Here is a 16,530-nt window from a genome sequence, read left to right as displayed (position 1 = left end):
GGTCCGAACTGGACGACTTCCTCGGTGGCGGTGGCGGTGGCGGTGGCGGTGGCGGTGCAGCGAAGGCCGCCGCGGACGACGCGATCTCCAGCCTCGGCTCCGGCTCCGGCGGCGGTGGCGGCGGCTACGGTGGTGGTGGCTACGGCGGCGGCGACAGCCCGAGCGCCCAGTTCGACGTGGCGGCCAAGCAGGGCCTGGCCGCGCCGGGCGGTGCCGCGGCCGCGGCCACGGGTGGTGCCGCGGGCGGTGCGGCCGGTGGTGCCGCGGGCGGTGCAGCCGGCGGTGGGATGCCCATGGGCGGCATGCCGATGGGCGGTGGCATGGGCGCGGGCGCCGGTGCCGCCGGGCAGCAGAACCAGGAGCGCGAGCCGCAGATCTGGATGAAGGCGGACGACGGCGTCTGGGACGAGGACAAGGACAACCCGCCATCGGTGCTCGGACGGAGCTGATCTCGTGCCCACCAGCACACCCATCCCGTCGAACCTGGACCAGCTGAACTTCGACCAGCTGGCCCAGCTGATCAACGAACGCGACCCGGAGCTGTACCACCAGCGCGCCGACGAGTTCGATCGCGCCACGGCGGGGCTCCAGCAGCTGATCGACGGCCTGCGCGCCACCATGCGCAGGCTGGAGGTCGGCCTGTCGGGGCTGTCGATGGACCAGGCCGCGCAGGCGGCCGAGCACCTGGCGGCGAAGAACGAGGCCGTGCTGCACGCGATGCAGCAGCCGGGCTACGCCGCGATGCTGCGCCGCGCCGCCGAATCGCTGGCGTCCGCGCAGCAGCGGCTGCGCGACCTGCAGCAGCAGCGGGCCGAGCAGAGCGACGCCCCGCCGGAGGAGGCCGGGAAGGCCGACGAGGACCGCACCGAGCAGGCCCGCCAGATCCTGCGCGACCTGGCGACCTCCTACGGCGACGCGGCGGGCGGGTTCACCCCGCTGCCCGGCACCGGCCCGGGCAGCACCCCGGTGGACCAGATCACCGCGAACGGCGGCGCTGAGGGCGGCCAGTCCGGTAGCGGCGGGGGGTTCTCCACCGCCGTCTACTACGGACCGGACGGCACGCCGCAGGTGTCGGACGCCGGCTACGCGCCGGGTGCGGGCGGTGGCGCCGTCGGCACGATGGCGCGCACCTTCGGCAGCCCGGCGGGCATCGGCGGCAACGGCTCCGGCGACGGTTCGGCCTCCGGCGGCGGGACCGGCGGTGTCGGCGGCGGTGCGGGGGAACGCTCCGGCGGCAACGCGGCCCCGTGGCTGGCGGCCTCCGCGACCGGGTCGCCCGCGGTGCTCGGGCAGTCGTCCGCGGGCCTCGGCGGCGGCGGTGGTGGTGGTTCCACGACCGCCGGCGGCGGGTGGCGGACGGCTTCGGCCGCCCGCTCCGGCAGCGTGCAGGAGGGTTCGCCGCAGGTCCTCGGCAAGCGGATGGTGGCGAGTTCGGCCACCGGCGGGACCGACGCGTCCACCGGGAAGAAGGAGAAGCGGCCGCAGACCTCCAGCCAGGAGAACGTCTCCTCGGGGCAGGAGGAGATCAGCACGATGAGCTCGCCGGTGGAGGAGCACAAGGAATCCACCGCGGACGCGCCGTTCCTGCAGTCCCACTCCCCGGGCCACCTCACCGCGACGGCCACGGCCGGCGCGGCGGCGGGCGCGACGGCGGCGGGCACCCTGTCGTCGAACACGCCCGGTTCGCACGCACCGCTGCACGCGCAGACCCCGGCGCCGGACCCCTCCGCGAATCCGCCCGGCGGCGGGAATCCGCCCGGTGGCGGGAACCAGCCCGGCCAGCACGCGCCGGTGGCGAAGTCGACGACCGCCGGAGCGCCGCTGGACGCCGGTTCCGCCGGCGCGCACAGCACCACCAGCGGCGGGCCGCGCAGCGCGCCGACCTCCGCGCTGGACCTCGGCCAGGTGCGCACCCCGGGCGGTACGCCGACGCTGCCGCGCCCCGGCGGGGAGTTCTCCGCCGCGATGCCCGGCACCGGCGGCGGTGTGCCCGGCGGCACCGGGCAGCCGGGCGGTCCGATGCACGGCCCGATGGGCATGATGGGTGCCGGTGCGGGCGCGGGTGGCCAGCGCGACGAGGAGCGGCAGCCGAACGTTCCCGTTCCGGCGGACCGGGATTCCTGGGACGACGGCAACGGCGTGCTCGGCGCGGTCGGTCGCCGGTCGCGGTCCGAAGAGGACGGTCCGGAGCCGAAGGAGAAGCCGGTGGGCGACGCGAACGCCCAGATCGACGAGATCATCAATGGTCTCCGGGAGGAGCGGAAGATTCGATGACCGAGATGAACCGCGGTGGCGGCGCCTTCCAGGACCTCGAAGCGGCGATGGCCGCACTGGAGCAGGAACAGCGCAAGCTCGCCGAGATCAGCGAGGTCCGCGAGAACGAGACGACGACGGTCCAGGCCAAGGACCGTTCGCTGGAGATGACCTTCGACGGCAGCGGTGAGCTGTCCGAGCTGAAGTTCAACGGCACGAAGTACAGGAGCATGGCCCCGGCGCAGCTGGCCCACGTGATCGTGGAGACGCTCCAGCAGGGCCGCGCGCAGGCGATGGCGAAGATGACGGACCTCATGGGGTCCGATGCGCTGCCGGGAATTGATCTAGCGGGCATCGCCGCGGGTAAGGTAGACCCGAGCAGCGTGATCGACGCGCTGCTGTCCCCGATGCTCGACGGCATCGTCGATGACGACGACCGCCCCGGCAAGGATTCCCGTGCGGAGAAGGGTGGCCAGGATGGCTGACGACTTCTACCTCGACCCGGACGGGATGCGGGCCGCCAACCAGCGGATCAAGACGGCGCACAGCGAGATGGAAGCCGCCTTCGAGGAGCTCAGCGCCGAGCTGGCGGAGCTCTACGGCTGCTGGGGCAACGACGACGTCGGCAAGGCGTTCGAGGAGAACTACAAGGAGCCCGAGAAGAACATCAAGGAAGGTTCCAAGGGGATCCTCGACGGCGTCGACGAGCTGACCGGCTCGCTGGACGAAGCGGTGGACGAGTTCGTCGAGGTGGACGAGCAGAACCGCCGGAACGTCGAGAACACCGGTTACGAGTCCTGATCTCGGCGCCGGGAACCGTGCGACCTCTCTGCTGGGAGACGAGGGCCGCGAAGACGTGAGTTGAGCACCCGGGCGCGACAGGGCGCCCGGGCTCGAATCTGGAGAGGGGGAGCCGGTGAGCAAGTACGAAACCACCGAGCTGCCCGACAAACTCCAGAAGTTCTTCAAGATCACTCTCGGCATGGAGTGGCCGGAGGGCAGCGAAGGCGGCCTCAACGCGCTGCACGACGCGTTGGAGCGCTACGCCGACCGCACCGACGAGACGGCCGCCAAGATGGAGTCGGCCGGCGGCGACATCGACGAGTCCCTGAACGGCGACACCTCCGACGAGACCGTCCGGTACGTGAAGGGCGATCTGCCCGGGTACCTGCGGGAGCAGTCCGCCGTCGCGCGCGACCTGGCGAGCAAGGCCAAGGACGCCGCAGCGGACATCCAGAAGAACAAGATCATGTTCATCGCGATGACCGCGATGACGCTGGCGACGGTGATCTCGCTGATCGCCTCGCTGTTCGGCGCGTTCATGGTCCCCGCGGTGCTCGCCGCCGCGCGCGTGGGCATCACCGCCCTGCTGCGCGAACTGATCAAGCAGATCGCGCAGAACATCGTCAAGCAGCTCGGCCGCATCCCGCAGGCCGTCAAGGCGGGCGGCTGGAAGGCCGGGGCGAAGGCGGCCGGTTCGCAGGCCTGGCAGCTGGGCAAGTACCCGGCCGGTGGTGCGGCGTTCGGCGCCGGGGTGATGGGCGGTCTGGACGCGGGCATCCAGGGCATCCAGAAGGCCGCCGGATACCGCGACAACATCAACACCGAGTCCATCAAGGGCATGGTCATCGGTGGTGCGATCGGTGGCGCCGCCTCCGGTTTCGCCGCCGGTGCGGTCCGCGGCGTGGCGAAGAGCCTCGACGACGTGATGGTCAACATCAACAAGAACATCGGGAACGCGAACAAGCTGCGTGCACCCGATGATCAGATCCCGGAGAAGAAGTTCACCCGGGGCCAGGTGGCGGCGGGACGTGCCATCGATGGTGGTTTGCAGGTCGTCTCGGTCGCGGCGAGCAACCCGCTGGTCTACCTGGCCACCGACGACAAGCACGGCGTGGCCTCGGACGGCATGTTCGGCGCCTTCGCCAAGGGCGGTCTGGGCGGCAAGTCCGGTGGCGGCAAGGCCGGGGCGGGCACGCCGACGATCAGCGAGGTCAAGGGCCCCGGCGACCTGAAGATCCCGAGCCCGGGCGAAAAGTCCGGCGGCGGCGACGCCACGGGCGACAAGAAGGGCACCGGCGGGGCGCGGGACGGCGAGTCCTCGACGAACACCTCCAGCGACGGGCCGCCGAGCTACGAGCAGGCCACCCAGGGCCCGCCGTCCTACGCGGAGGCCAACGGCGGGGGGACCACGGGCGCCGGGCAGGGCGGCCACGATTCGAGCGGCCAGACGGATTCGAGCGGCCGGTCGGACTCCAGTGGTCAGTCGAATTCGAGCGGGCAGTCGGATTCCAGCGGCCAGACGGATTCGAGCGGCCGGTCCGACTCCAGTGGTCGGTCGGATTCGAGTGGCCAGTCGGATTCGGCGGGCCGGTCGGATTCGAGCGGTCAGTCGAACTCCGGTGAGCAGTCGAACTCGACGCACGCCGGGGCCGGGCAGTCGGATTCCGCGGGCTCGCGCGACAGCTTGGTGGACTCGAACCGGGACGGCGCGGGGCAGCAGGACTCCTCCTCGCGGGACGTGAGCCACGGCGGCACGAACCTCGGCTCGGTGTTCTCGAACTCCGCGCCGGTCGCCACCGAGTCGAACGGGATCGGCTCGGCCGACGGCGGCACGACATCGGAGAGCTCCGGGACCTCGACCTCGCACAGCAGCGGGTCCGGCCAGTCCTCCTCGACCGGCGGCTCCGATTCGACGGGGACGCAGTCGACCTCGCACTCCAACGACTCCTCGTCGTCCAACCAGGGCCAGGCCGTCGCGCACGGCGGGTTCGGGCAGTCGCAGAGCACCTCCGGCGGTCAGGTCGGCGGCGCGGCGAACTCGACGGCGGGCACGAGCACCTCGGGTCCCACCGCTGCGTCCGCGCCGAGCTCCAGCACGACGTCCGCGGCCACGAGCGGCCCGAACACGGTCTCCACCGGCGGCCCGAACACGACGGCTACCGGTCCGGGAACCACCGCCACCGGTCCCGGCACGGCCGCGACGGGACCGAGTACGACCACGACGGGGCCGGGCACGGCCGCGACGGGGCCGAGTACGACCACGACGGGGCCGGGCACGGCCGCGACGGGGCCGAGTACGACGGCGACGGGGCCGAGTACGACCGCGACCGGCCCGAACACGACGGCGGCCGGACCGAACACGACGGCGGCCGGACCGAACTCGACATCCACGGGTCCGAGCACGACGGCCACCGGCCCGAGCACGACCAGCACCGGCGGGTCGAGCACCACCACGGGCGCGCAGAGCAGCACGGGCGGGCAGACCTCGTCGACCGCGGCGACCGGACCCGGGCAGGCGCAGAGCACCCAGGGCGGCGACCGCACCGGGACGCAGGGCGGTCCGAACCAGACCTCGACCACGAACCAGAGCGGCTCGACGGGCACCGGACCGGACGGCACGACCCCGTCGAACAGCACCGACGGCCCGTCGAACGAGATCGACGGTTCCAGCACCCGGCAGGACGCTGCGGGCGGGGACCGGATCGACGCCGGGTTCCGCGACGACGTGCAGAACTCGCGCGACGAGTCGCAGTCGTTGCGTGACGATGCACAGAGTTCACGGGACGAGTCGCGGGCCTCGCGGGATGATTCCCAGGTCTCGCGGGACGAGTCGCAGCTTTCGCGGGACGAATCCCGGTCCTCGGGCGAGGAATCGCAGGCTTCCCGGGACGAGTCGAACTCCCGGGAGGAGCAGAATTCTCGGGACGACGAGTCGACCACCGAACCCGGGCAGTCCCGCGACGACTCGGCCGAGCTCACCGAATCGGACCGCCCGGCGGAATCCGAGCGCGCCCCCGATTCCCGCGCGGACGAAGCGGAATCGGGCCGCGACCGGAGCGAGGACTCCGCCGCGCTAGCGCCGGTGCAGGGCCAGCACCAGGCGGGCGGCCAGCCCGGGAACCAGACGACCCAGCCCGGGAACCAGGCGAGCAACCAGCCCGGGCGCGGTGCGGCCGCCACCCCGCAGGCGGGCGGCGAGGCGCGGGCTCCGCAGCCCGGCGCGTCCACCGGAGGCAGGCAGGACGGCGCCGCGCCCCCCGCGCGCACCAGCGGCGAACCGGACTCGGCCACCGCGAACCCGGCGGCCGAGCAGCGGCCCGATACCACCGCCACCCCGGAAGCGGACCCCGCCACCGAGTCGCGGTCCGAGTCCGCGCCCCGCACCGAATCCGAGGGCCGCCCGGACACCACCGCCGAGCCGGAAGCCGGCGCCACCCGCTCCGACGGCTCCACCGAGCAGTCCGCCCGCACTGAGCAGTCCACCCGCGCCGAGGACGCCGAGCAGCCGAGCCGCGACGCGGACGAGCAGCCGACCCGCGACGCGGACGAACAGCCGAGCCGCGCGGAGGACGAGCAGTCCACGCCCGACGCGGAGCGCACCGACCCGGCCGCGTACACGGCACCGCACCAGACGACGCCATCGACGCCGACCCAGACCAGCCCGAACCAGTCGACGCCCAACCAGTCGACCCCGAACCAGGGCACGCAGAACCAGGCGAACCCGAACCAGACCAGCCCGAACCAGGCGAACCCCGGCCAGACCACTCCGAACCAGCCCGGGCAGCAGCCCGCCGGGCGCCCGAACGTCACCTCGCAGCCCGACCCGGGCCAGGCGCGCGGCGGCGACCAGACCGGCAACCGCGGCACCGACTCCCGCGGCCCGGCCACCGAGAGCAGCAGCCCGAACCGGTCCCAGGACGGCACCCGGACCCCGGACGGGGAACGCGGCCTCAACGTCACCGCGCCCGACCCGCGCACCGCTCCCAGCACGTCGCGCGGCGGCTCCACCACCCCCGCGCCCGCCCGCGCGGGCGGCAGGCAGGACCCGCCGCTGCCCCCGGTGTTCGCCGCGCTGCTCACCGATCCAGACCTGGCGCCCGCGCCGACGCCGGACGCGCCGCGCGCCCCGCAGGGCGGCAGGCTGAACGGCCCCGCCCAGCAGGGCGAGACCCCGCTGCGCATCCCGGACCCGGACGAGGTCGTGGCCGGACTGGGCCCGCAGGGCGGCCGGTCGCTGGTGATGGGCGGCGAGTCCGCCGCGCAGCGCAACACGACGACCCAGCAGGACACCGCGGCGGGCACCTCGTTCGCCCGGGACGTCCCGCTGGCCGAGGACCTCGATTCCGCCGCCCGCTCCTACAGCAAGCTCGCCGCGGGCCGGACCCGCGAACTGCTGGACACCGCGGCCGTGCTGCTCAGCCGCGCCGGCGAGATCCCCGGCAAGGTGCCGACGGTCCTGTGGGAAGCGATCGCGGCGCGCATCGCGAAGGGGGAGCACGGCCGCGCGGAGGAGTTCGTCCAGCGCTACGTGCACGACAAGGACTCGCTGGCGGGGTCCGAGCTGGCCACGCGGGTCGGCCGCCCCGAATCCGACACCCCGCCGGTGTCCCCTGTGGACGGTCCTCGGCGCGGTGACGGGGCCGAGGGCACCGGCACCTCCACCCCGGAGGTCGCGAAGGACGCCGAGGACGGCGCGCGCGGCACCGACGACGCGAACTCCGACGGCAAGCGCTCGGAGGACCCCGACGACGCCCGCGAGTCCGACCGCGGCGAGGACGGTGCCGAGAATTCCGAGGACGGCGGGAAGAAGAAGGACTCCGACGAGGCGGCGAAGGACGCCGAGGACGAGGCGAAGAAGACCCCGAAGCCGGTCCGGGAGATCCGGGAGGCCCTGCCGGACTACGTGCGCAGCGGCCAGTCGCTCGGCCCGATCGAGCAGATCGGCGCCACCCGCCGCGCGAACCTGCCGGAGGACACCCGCACGCTGGAATTCACCGGCCCGGACGTCGTCGCCCACCTCAACAGCCTGGTCCCCGGCGGGAAGGGCAAGTGGGAGGACACCGGCGTCGTCCAGCGCCGCATCGACAACGCGGTGCACAGCCTGGTCGGCACCGGCGACACCTTCACCGTCCGCAAGGGCGGCAAGTTCTACGAGCTGCTGGTCCGGGCCGTCCCGCAGTTCGACGAGATGAAGTCGGTGAAGCCCTCCGAGGAGTCCATCAAGGCGAGCACCAAGACCGAGAAGTCGACCTCGCACACCAGCGCCGAGGCGCGGGACAAGTCGTTCTCCCCGCAGCTGGCGACGACCTCGGTGCCCGGCCTCTACGTGTACGTGAACCCGACGCTGCCCGGCGGCTTCTCCGAGACGCACCTGTCGGAGCAGAGCCAGAAGCACGGCAGCGGCCACAAGTACGCGATCAAGGAACTGCACGACGTCGACGTGCCGATGAAGTTCGAGTTCTCGCTGCGCGACAGCAAGGACCGCGTCGTCACCCCGTCCGGCATGGGGCGCGACGTCACCGGTCCTGTCGCGAACCGCAAGCTCGAGCAGCACACCGTCTCGGAGACGGCGGACGTGGCACTGCGGGTGCCGATCGGGCTCTCCAACGGCCGGTCCATCGGCAACGTGCTCGCCGACGCCCACGCGCACCTGGACAGCTACCACCAGCCGTTGAACCAGCGCCGCCAGCTGAAGCTCGCGGAGCAGGGCGTGCACGAGATCGGGCCGCTCGGCGAGGCGGGCAGCCGCGCCGTCCGGGACTCGGCGCCGATCGGTGTCACCCTGCACACCGGGTCGCTCGGCGGCTCGTTCTTCAACCAGGTGCAGCACCTCCTCGGCAAGCGGTTCCGGCAGGAGAGCGCCGTCGACGCGCACGGCCGTCCCGCCCTGCAGGAGTTCTTGCACAAGGACAGCATCGCCGAGCGGCTGCCGGAGATGACGGTCTTCGAGGGCGCGCACCCCGAGGCGGGCTGGGTGCAGTCCGGTGAGATCTACAAGGGCCGGAAGCTCTCGCTGTTCCGCTCGCACCCCGGCACGAAGATCGAGATGCGGGCGGTGGCGACCTGGATCAAGGTCGGCCACGAGCACGCGGACGTGAAGCACTCCGACTCGCAGACCGCCAAGTTCGGCAGCAAGGACGTCCGCAAGACGGATCGCTCCGGCGGGCTGAACGCCATCGGTGGCCCCGGTGTCGTCGTCGGCCCGTTCCGGGTCGTGGCGGGCCCGAACGTCGGGTTCAACATCGGCCGGGCCAACGAGCAGAGCATCGAACGCTCCACCGAGGTCACCCACACCGTCGACACGACCGGTGAGACCGCGCGGTACCAGCTCGGCTACAAGATCCAGGTCCGCAAGCTCGGCGGGGACCCGGTCACGCTGGACGGCATCGTCGCCGCCGACATGCTCGGGGACCGCGGCAAGGCGGCGGAGGCCGGGCTGTTCGAGGGCACCCCGCTGGCCGACGCGCACCGCCCGGAGAACTTCCGCTCCGGCACCGAGCGCACCCACTTCCTGCCGGAGTCGGTCGAGAACGGCCACGCCTTCATCGGCAGGCTCACCGACCTGCCCGTCGGGCGGGACCTGTACAACGGGCTGGCGGACCTGCTGCGGGACATCCCGCTGCGCGGGAAGGTCCGGCTGGACCGGAACATGTTCATCCGGCAGTTCGACGACCAGGCGTTCGCGAAGGGCCTGTCCGCGAAGATCGCCGACGTGCTCAAGCGGGGGCGCAGCCTCGCCGACCTCCTCGCCGACGAGGAGGTCGTCAAGCAGCTCGTCCCGCACATGGTCGACGGGGCGCTGCACCTGCCGCTGAAGCGGGAATCGCTGCTGACCGACTACGTGTCCGTCGTGCGGCTGTCGATGGAGACCAGCAACATCCGCGACGGCGAACCGGTCCGCTCCGGGGGCGAGTCCTTCGGGGACGGTTCAGCGCGGCTGGACGGTGACGCCACCCCGGAGGGCAGCGGCGGCCGGTCCGGCGAGGAGTCCGGCAGCGGTGCGAAGGACGGTGCGAAGGACGGGGAGTCCAAGAGCGACGGCGCGCTCAACACCAGCCGGAAGGTCGCCGACGAGACCACGGTGAAGAGCAGCCGGTTCCGCAAGCGCGGCCTCATCGGCGGCGTCCAGGCCCGGTTGTACTCCTCTTTGGGCATCGGTTCCTACGTCCTCAACGGCGGCTACCGCGCCGAGGGCAACCGCACCCGCAAGCGGGGCTTCGAGTTCACCCGCGAGACCGCGGTCGAGCGCAAGCGCGGCGGCAGCATCGCCCCGGACGGCAAGCTCACCGACCACGCGCTGCGCTCGTTCCGCGCGGACCTCGACTTCAAGGCCGAGGTCATCTCCTACAAGCGCCCCAGCGAGGGGATGCGCCGCATCCGCCCGCAGCGCCCCGGCAGGCACGTACCGGTGTTCCAGGAGCTCACCAGCGACTTCCCGGTCGACCTGACCTCGCAGGAGCGCTCGCGGCAGAAGCCCAACCCGCACGTCGCCGAGCCGATCACGAAGCGCGTCGACGCCCGCTTCGTGGTGCCGGAGAGCCTCGTCAGCGAAGAGGACCCGCTGGCGATGACGCACTTCGAGGAGGGCACCCCGGACGCCCGCGTCGAGCAGATCGCCGACCCGCCCGCGCCGCACCAGCTGCCCCCGGGCGGCAGCCGCAAGCTCGACGGCGCCCAGCTGGTCGGGTTCACCGGCGGGAAGATCCTGCGCCAGATGGCGGCCGACCTGCTCAACCAGGTCACCCGCAACGACCCGATCGTCCGGTTCCCGGTCCCGGAGATCACCAGCCCGATCTCGCACATGCTCGGGGCGGACCGCATCGAGGGCGACCCGCGGCTGTTCAGCAGGCCGCGCACCACGTCGATCTCGTACTCGCGGGCGCGCCGCGACCTGTCCATCGAGATGGGCACCTCGTTCAAGCCGGTGCTCGACAGCAGCAGCCCGGTCACCCGCAGCGAGTACGAGCAGGCCACCCGGGAGCTCACCGGCAAGGCGGGCGCCGGGCGCACCACGGGGTGGAACGTCAACCACGGCGGCTACGTGGGCGCGGTGTTCACCGGGCCGTTCGGGCAGGGCGTCAAGACGGGCACGCACGACGTGGACGGGCTCGGCGTCGGCGTCATCAACCTGCAGCCCTACAGCCACTTGCGCGGGGCGGAGAACTCGCGCTCGCTGGAGAGCGGGCAGACGCTCACCGTCGAGACCGCGCCGGAGAAGGTGTACCTGGCGCGGGTCAAGGTGCACGCCGGGATGGTCGCCGAAGCCACCTACAAGGGGAACTTCGACCAGCTGGAGCTGTTCTCCCGGCCGGATCCGCGGCGCCGCGGGCAGTACGTGGAACTGCCGGAGTCGCAGCTGGTGTGGCTGACGAAGGAACAGCTGGACGAGCTCAGCCCCGGTCTCGGCGGGGAACGCGGCGGCACCGAGCAGTCGTCGTCGACGACGCCGGACTCCGACCCGGCGACCGGCGAGCCGCCCATCGACGCCACGACCTCCGAGGCGACCACGACCTCGACCGGTGATCGCAGCACCGCGTCCCGCCCGGACGCCTCGCTGCCGCTGCCGCCGACCCTGGACCCGACCCGCACCGTGCGGCCGTCCTTCGGCCTCGGCGGCATCATCGACCCGGTCGACCTGGCGAACCAGATCGGCGAGATCCGGGAGAGCTTGAGCAGCAAGCTCGGCGAGGACGTCGCCGAGGCACTGCTGCCGAGCACCTCCGCGGGCAACCCGCGCAACAACCACGCTTCGCTGCAGGCGATGCTCACCGACATCAACAACTCGGTGGAGCAGGCGCTCAACGGTGGGGAGCGGACCGCGCTGCGCTACGAGCGCCGCTTCAAGGGCAACACCTACCGGTTCAACCTGGAAGCGGACTTCCAGCCCGACCACGGCCCCGGTTCGATCCGGCACGTCGAGAAGCTCAAGGTCACCAACCTCGCCAGCACCGCGCTGGAGAAGGTCCGCACCAGCGGCCGGACGCTGCTGACCACGATGTTCGCCGGCCGGCTCGGCGTGCGCGGCACCGAGATCCCGCCGACCGACCAGCAGGCCAGGCAGACCGAGCACACCGGGCTCGGCGCGGCGGGCGTCGGCGTCACCCCGCAGGCGCGCTGGGGCAACCGGACCCAGCAGCTGACGAACAAGGACGAGGTCGGGCACGAGCGGTCGGCGGAGACCAGCGGCCCCGTCGCCGAGCACGGCGGCCGGCTGCGGCTGAACCTCCAGGTCGCGCACGGCGACGGCCCGGCCACGCACGCGATCACCGTGGACCGCCCGGTGACGGTGACCAAGCTGGCCGAGGAGGCGCTGCCGCCGCCGGACGGCAGCCGCTACGGGCAGACCACCCATCGCGGCAAGCTCACCGCCGACCAGATGACCCCGGACGCGTTGAACTCCTGGCGCGGCGAGGGCAAGTTCACCCTCCCCAGCGCCGACGCGCACTGGGGAGAGCACTTCTTCGGCGACATCGACGAGCTCGTCGAGGCCGGTCGCGGCGCGCTGCTGGACTCGAAGGCCGAGGTGCCGCGCGACGTCGACACCGCGCTGGCCACCGCGATCACCGTGGCGCAGCTGCGGTCGAGGCTGCCCGACCAGCTCGACGGCACCTTCACGGTGCCCATGCCGGACCTGAACCGGACGCTGGAGTTCCACGCCCGCGTCCCGGAGACCCCGAAGTTCGCCAGCACCAGCGGCTCGGTGAAGTTCGAGGGCAAGACCAAGCCCAAGGACGAGCGGACCTCCGAGGTCGAGTCCGGGCACACCACGGAACTGCGCACCACCGAGCCGTGGGGCTGGGGCGGCAACACGCAGCCCGCGGACAAGAGCCCCTACGCGTTCGGCCAGAACTCCGGCTACGCGGCGCGCGACCTGGTGGCGCTGTCCTCCCGCGACCCCGCCAAGCTGCTGCAGAGCGGGGAGCTGCACTCGGAGGACGCGGCGCGGATGCCGACCTCCGACAAGATCATCCACAACGAGGAGACCGTCACCAGGGCGCTGCTGAGCGGCCTGGAGTTCCACGTCGTCGCCCGCGAGAACCCCGGGCCGCTCACGTTCGGCGAACCGAAGGTCGGCGGCCGCACCGTCGGCTTCCGCGACGCCTTCGTCTCCCGGCTGTGGGACGACGACGCGACCGCGCGCACCGGGCACGCGATCTCCCCGGACCTGATCCAGGCCACCAAGGACCTCGCCACCAAGGGCGAGGAGTGGTCGAAGGCGGACAAGGCGCTCAAGGGCGCGCGGGAAGAAGCCGACGGCGTCGCGGGCCCGAGCCGGTCCGAGGGGTCCGACGAGCTGGCCAAGGCGCAGGAGGCCGAGTCCCACGCCCGGTCCGAGTACTCGAAGGCCAAGCGCACCTGGGACCAGCTGACCCAGGCCGAGCACGAGCGCGACGCGCGCACCCGCGAGGACGCCCGCCGCAGCGCGCGGCAGGCCGTGCAGGACCGCGCCGAGCTGGCCGCCGACTCCGCGGCGAAGTACCGGCTGCCCCCGATCCGCCGCGCCTCGGTCGCGGACGACCTGCTCAGCGGCTGGGAAGAGGTCATCAACTACGGGCTGCCGAGCTCCTCGCGCCCGCACGGGCCCGCGCTGCCGCGCATCCCGGAGGAGATCGAGCTCAGCGACCTGGCGCCGAACCGCACGCGCGGCGGTGACGACCTGTCCGGACCGCCCGCGGACACCACGACGCCGCCGGGGGAGAACTCCGGCCGGCGCGGGGACGGCGCGAACCGCGGGGACGATGCGAACCCGGGCGAGGAGTCGAACCGCGGCGAGGACTCGAACCGCACCGAGGACTCGAACCGCCGCACCGACGGCACGACCCGCGACGGCGAGGCCCCGCCCCGCCGCGGTCGCGACCGCAGCGGCACCCAGGACAGCTTCGACTTCGCCCACGACCCGGAAGCCCAGCAGTGGCGCCGGATGCTGGGCTTCTCCGAGCGGGACATCGCGCAGCAGGACGCCGCGCACAACCTCGGCACCCTGGACGAGGTCGGCCCGCTCGGCGAGGTCGAACTGGACTCGCTGCCCAGCCGCTCCACCGACTCGGACGGGGCGCCCCCCACCGACCAGGACGGCTCGTCGCGCCCGGCCCCCGAGCGCTCGGTGCAGATGGGCGGCGAGCCGGTCGCCCCGCACCGCGCGATGGTCGACGCGCTCAACGACGCCGCCGCCGAGCACTCCCGCAGCGGCCGCGAGCCGGAACCGCGCACCGAACTGCTCGGTCCGGACGTGTTCGGGCGGCGCGCCCCCGAACCGGCCCCCGACTTCCTCGCCGGGCACGACTACTCCAACCTGCCCGCGGACCGCCTCATCAGCATGTTCCGGTCGCTCGACATGGCGCGCCCGCAGGGCAGGCCGACGCACGCCGAGATGGCGCCCGACGCGCTGGTCGCCGACCCGCGCTCGGTGGTCAGCTCGCACCGGTCGCCGGTGCAGCGGGCCCGGTGGGCGCCGCGACCTCCGGTGCCGCTGCCGGAGACGCTGGAGATGCCGCGGCTGATGCACCACGTCTGGCTGGGCGGCCCGCTCTCCGGTGAGGGGCGGCACGGCTTCCACCGGGAGAACATCGGGAACTTCGCCCGGGAGCACACCGGTCAGCTGGAGACGGTGCTGTGGACGGACGTGCCGCGCTCCCAGTTCGAGCAGGCCGCCGCGCACACCGGCCCGATGCGCCGGGACCATCCGCTGGCGCCGGTCCGCGACATGCTCGGCTGGGCGCGGCAGCACAACGTCCGGTTGCTCAACCTGGACGAGGTGTCCAACGCGGAGAACCCGTTGCTCGGCCACGAGTTCACCGCGAACGAGCGGGCCAAGATGACCCCGGCAGGCAGCGCGGGCGCGAGCGACATCCTGCGCCCGGCGCTGGTGCACGAGTTCGGCGGCGCCTATCTGGACGGCGACAACGCGCTGGCCGACGTGAGCAGCCTGTTCGACGTGGTCCTCGACGGCCGGGAAGGCTACGCGCTCCACGTCGACACCGAGCGCGAGATCTTCAGCAACTCGGCGGTCGCGGCCGCGCGCCACCACCCGGCGATGCGCGCCTACCTCGACACCATGATCGGCAAGTACGAGAAGCCGTACGCCGACGTGGTGGACGGCAGGCTGCGCAACGCCGCCCCGGAGGCCTTCGACGACTCGCGGGTCGCGATGCGGCGCAACTCGATCTGGGAGCGCACCGGCCCCGGCAACCTGGAGGAATTCGCCGCGTCCCTCGGGCATCAGGACGTGCTGGACCTGCCCGGGCTCAAGAACGTCATGGTGCAGAGCACCGGCACCTGGATGTACCCGGCGCCCCCGCCCCTCCCGCGGGTGTGGGACGCGGCGTCGACCCAGCGGTTCACCGAGAACGTCGTCCAGACCCTGGTGCGCGGCCTGCACAACCGGCCCGGCGAGCTGCTGATCACCGAGGTCGGCGACGTGGTCGAGACCCACCCCGACCCGGACCTGATCTGGAACTCGGCGATCACCTTCCTGGCCGAGCACCCGACCTTCGGGCCGATGATCGAGGGCGTCACCTTCGCCCGCCACGACTACGGGCGGCCCAACAACCACGAGCTGCCCGACCACGTCCACGAGCTGCTCAACGTCGACCACGACGACCCGTACGTCCGCTACGGCGAAGTCGGGCTGCCCACCCGCATCGAGAACCCGGGCCACCCGAGCCCGGACGCGGTGGAGATGGGCGGGCACCCGCTGGACGAGGCGCTGCCGCGGGGGACCGGCAAGGACCTCACCTTCGCCGACGTGGACTTCGTGCCGCTGCTCGGGGGCAAGGACGGCGAGGTGATCGGCGTCGGCTTCCCCCGCTCCGACGTCGAAGCCGAGACCATGCGCGGTGCCTTCGAAGGGGGTGCCGGGCCCCGGGCCGCGCAGCTGTACGGCGCGCCCGCCGACGGCAAGAACTACTTCGTGGCGCCGCACTTCAAGGACGGCCGCTTCACCGTCCGGGACCGCGACGGCGTGCTGCACCGCCTCGACCACGAGCAGATGAGCAAGCTGCTGCTCAGCGCCGGTCGGCCCGGTCCACAATGGACGCAGAGTACGAACCTGCTGTGGCTGAGCTGCAACCTCGGTTCGCCGGAGCACTCCGGCGTCGGCCAGGGGCTGCACTCGCTGCTGTCCGGCCAGGTCGGGGAGCAGTACGCGCCCAGCGGCAAACCGGAGCTGCTGGAGACCGGCGGCATCAACCTGCGCGGCACCGCGGAGATCACCCGTCTCGGGGACGCGGACGAGGCGCACCTGCCGAACTACGACGACGCGGGCACCACCCCGGCCCGCGGCCTGGAGATGGGCGACAACGTGCCGCCCGCCGACCTGGAGCAGCGCAGGCTGCTCGGCTCCGCGCGGGACTCGGTGGCCGCCGCGCAGCGCCACCTGGCGGCGCTGCCGCCGGACGCGCTGCCGGAGGCCCGCGCCCAGGTCGCCGCCTGGCGCCAGGCGTGGTCGGACGGCCAGGTCACCTCGCTGGGCCCGGACGCGCTGCGCTCCTTCGA

General features: G+C 72.8%; 4 protein-coding genes and 1 pseudogene (1 of these 5 cut by a window edge). All 5 read left to right on the top strand.

Annotation, left to right across the window (positions count from 1 at the left end):
* A pseudogene (locus LCD31_RS03470) lies at positions 1-449 on the top strand (large repetitive protein); the annotation flags it as partial.
* Between the two features lie 4 nt (positions 450-453).
* Positions 454-2,274 carry a hypothetical protein gene (locus tag LCD31_RS03465; RefSeq protein ID WP_224955968.1) on the top strand — a complete coding sequence of 607 codons (1,821 nt, stop codon included), beginning with the start codon at positions 454-456 and terminating at the stop codon, positions 2,272-2,274.
* Positions 2,271-2,738, top strand: coding sequence for a YbaB/EbfC family nucleoid-associated protein (locus tag LCD31_RS03460; RefSeq protein WP_224955967.1), 468 nt, complete (start codon positions 2,271-2,273; stop codon positions 2,736-2,738). Before LCD31_RS03465 ends, LCD31_RS03460 begins: the two co-directional genes overlap by 4 nt.
* A complete protein-coding gene (locus LCD31_RS03455; protein ID WP_224955966.1) occupies positions 2,731-3,054 on the top strand; it encodes a WXG100 family type VII secretion target in 324 nt (107 codons plus the stop codon). The genes LCD31_RS03460 and LCD31_RS03455 overlap by 8 nt, the downstream gene beginning before the upstream one ends.
* A 115-nt stretch (positions 3,055-3,169) precedes the next feature.
* Positions 3,170-16,530, top strand: the start of a protein-coding gene (locus LCD31_RS03450) for a hypothetical protein (protein WP_224955965.1). Its footprint extends 46,237 nt past the window's final position; the window shows 13,361 of its 59,598 coding nt (coding positions 1-13,361); the start codon lies at positions 3,170-3,172; the stop codon falls past the right edge of the window.

Origin of the sequence: Saccharopolyspora sp. 6M (assembly GCF_020176775.1) — a bacterium.
Lineage (GTDB): Bacteria > Actinomycetota > Actinomycetes > Mycobacteriales > Pseudonocardiaceae > Saccharopolyspora_C > Saccharopolyspora_C gregorii.
This window is presented reverse-complemented; position numbering and strand designations above follow the sequence as displayed.

Bases quoted from the DNA above. Each gene is read 5' to 3' on its own strand.
- LCD31_RS03460 (WP_224955967.1), top strand. From the start codon at position 2,271: ATGACCGAGATGAACCGCGGTGGCGGCGCCTTCCAGGACCTCGAAGCG.
- LCD31_RS03455 (WP_224955966.1), top strand. From the start codon at position 2,731: ATGGCTGACGACTTCTACCTCGACCCGGACGGGATGCGGGCCGCCAAC.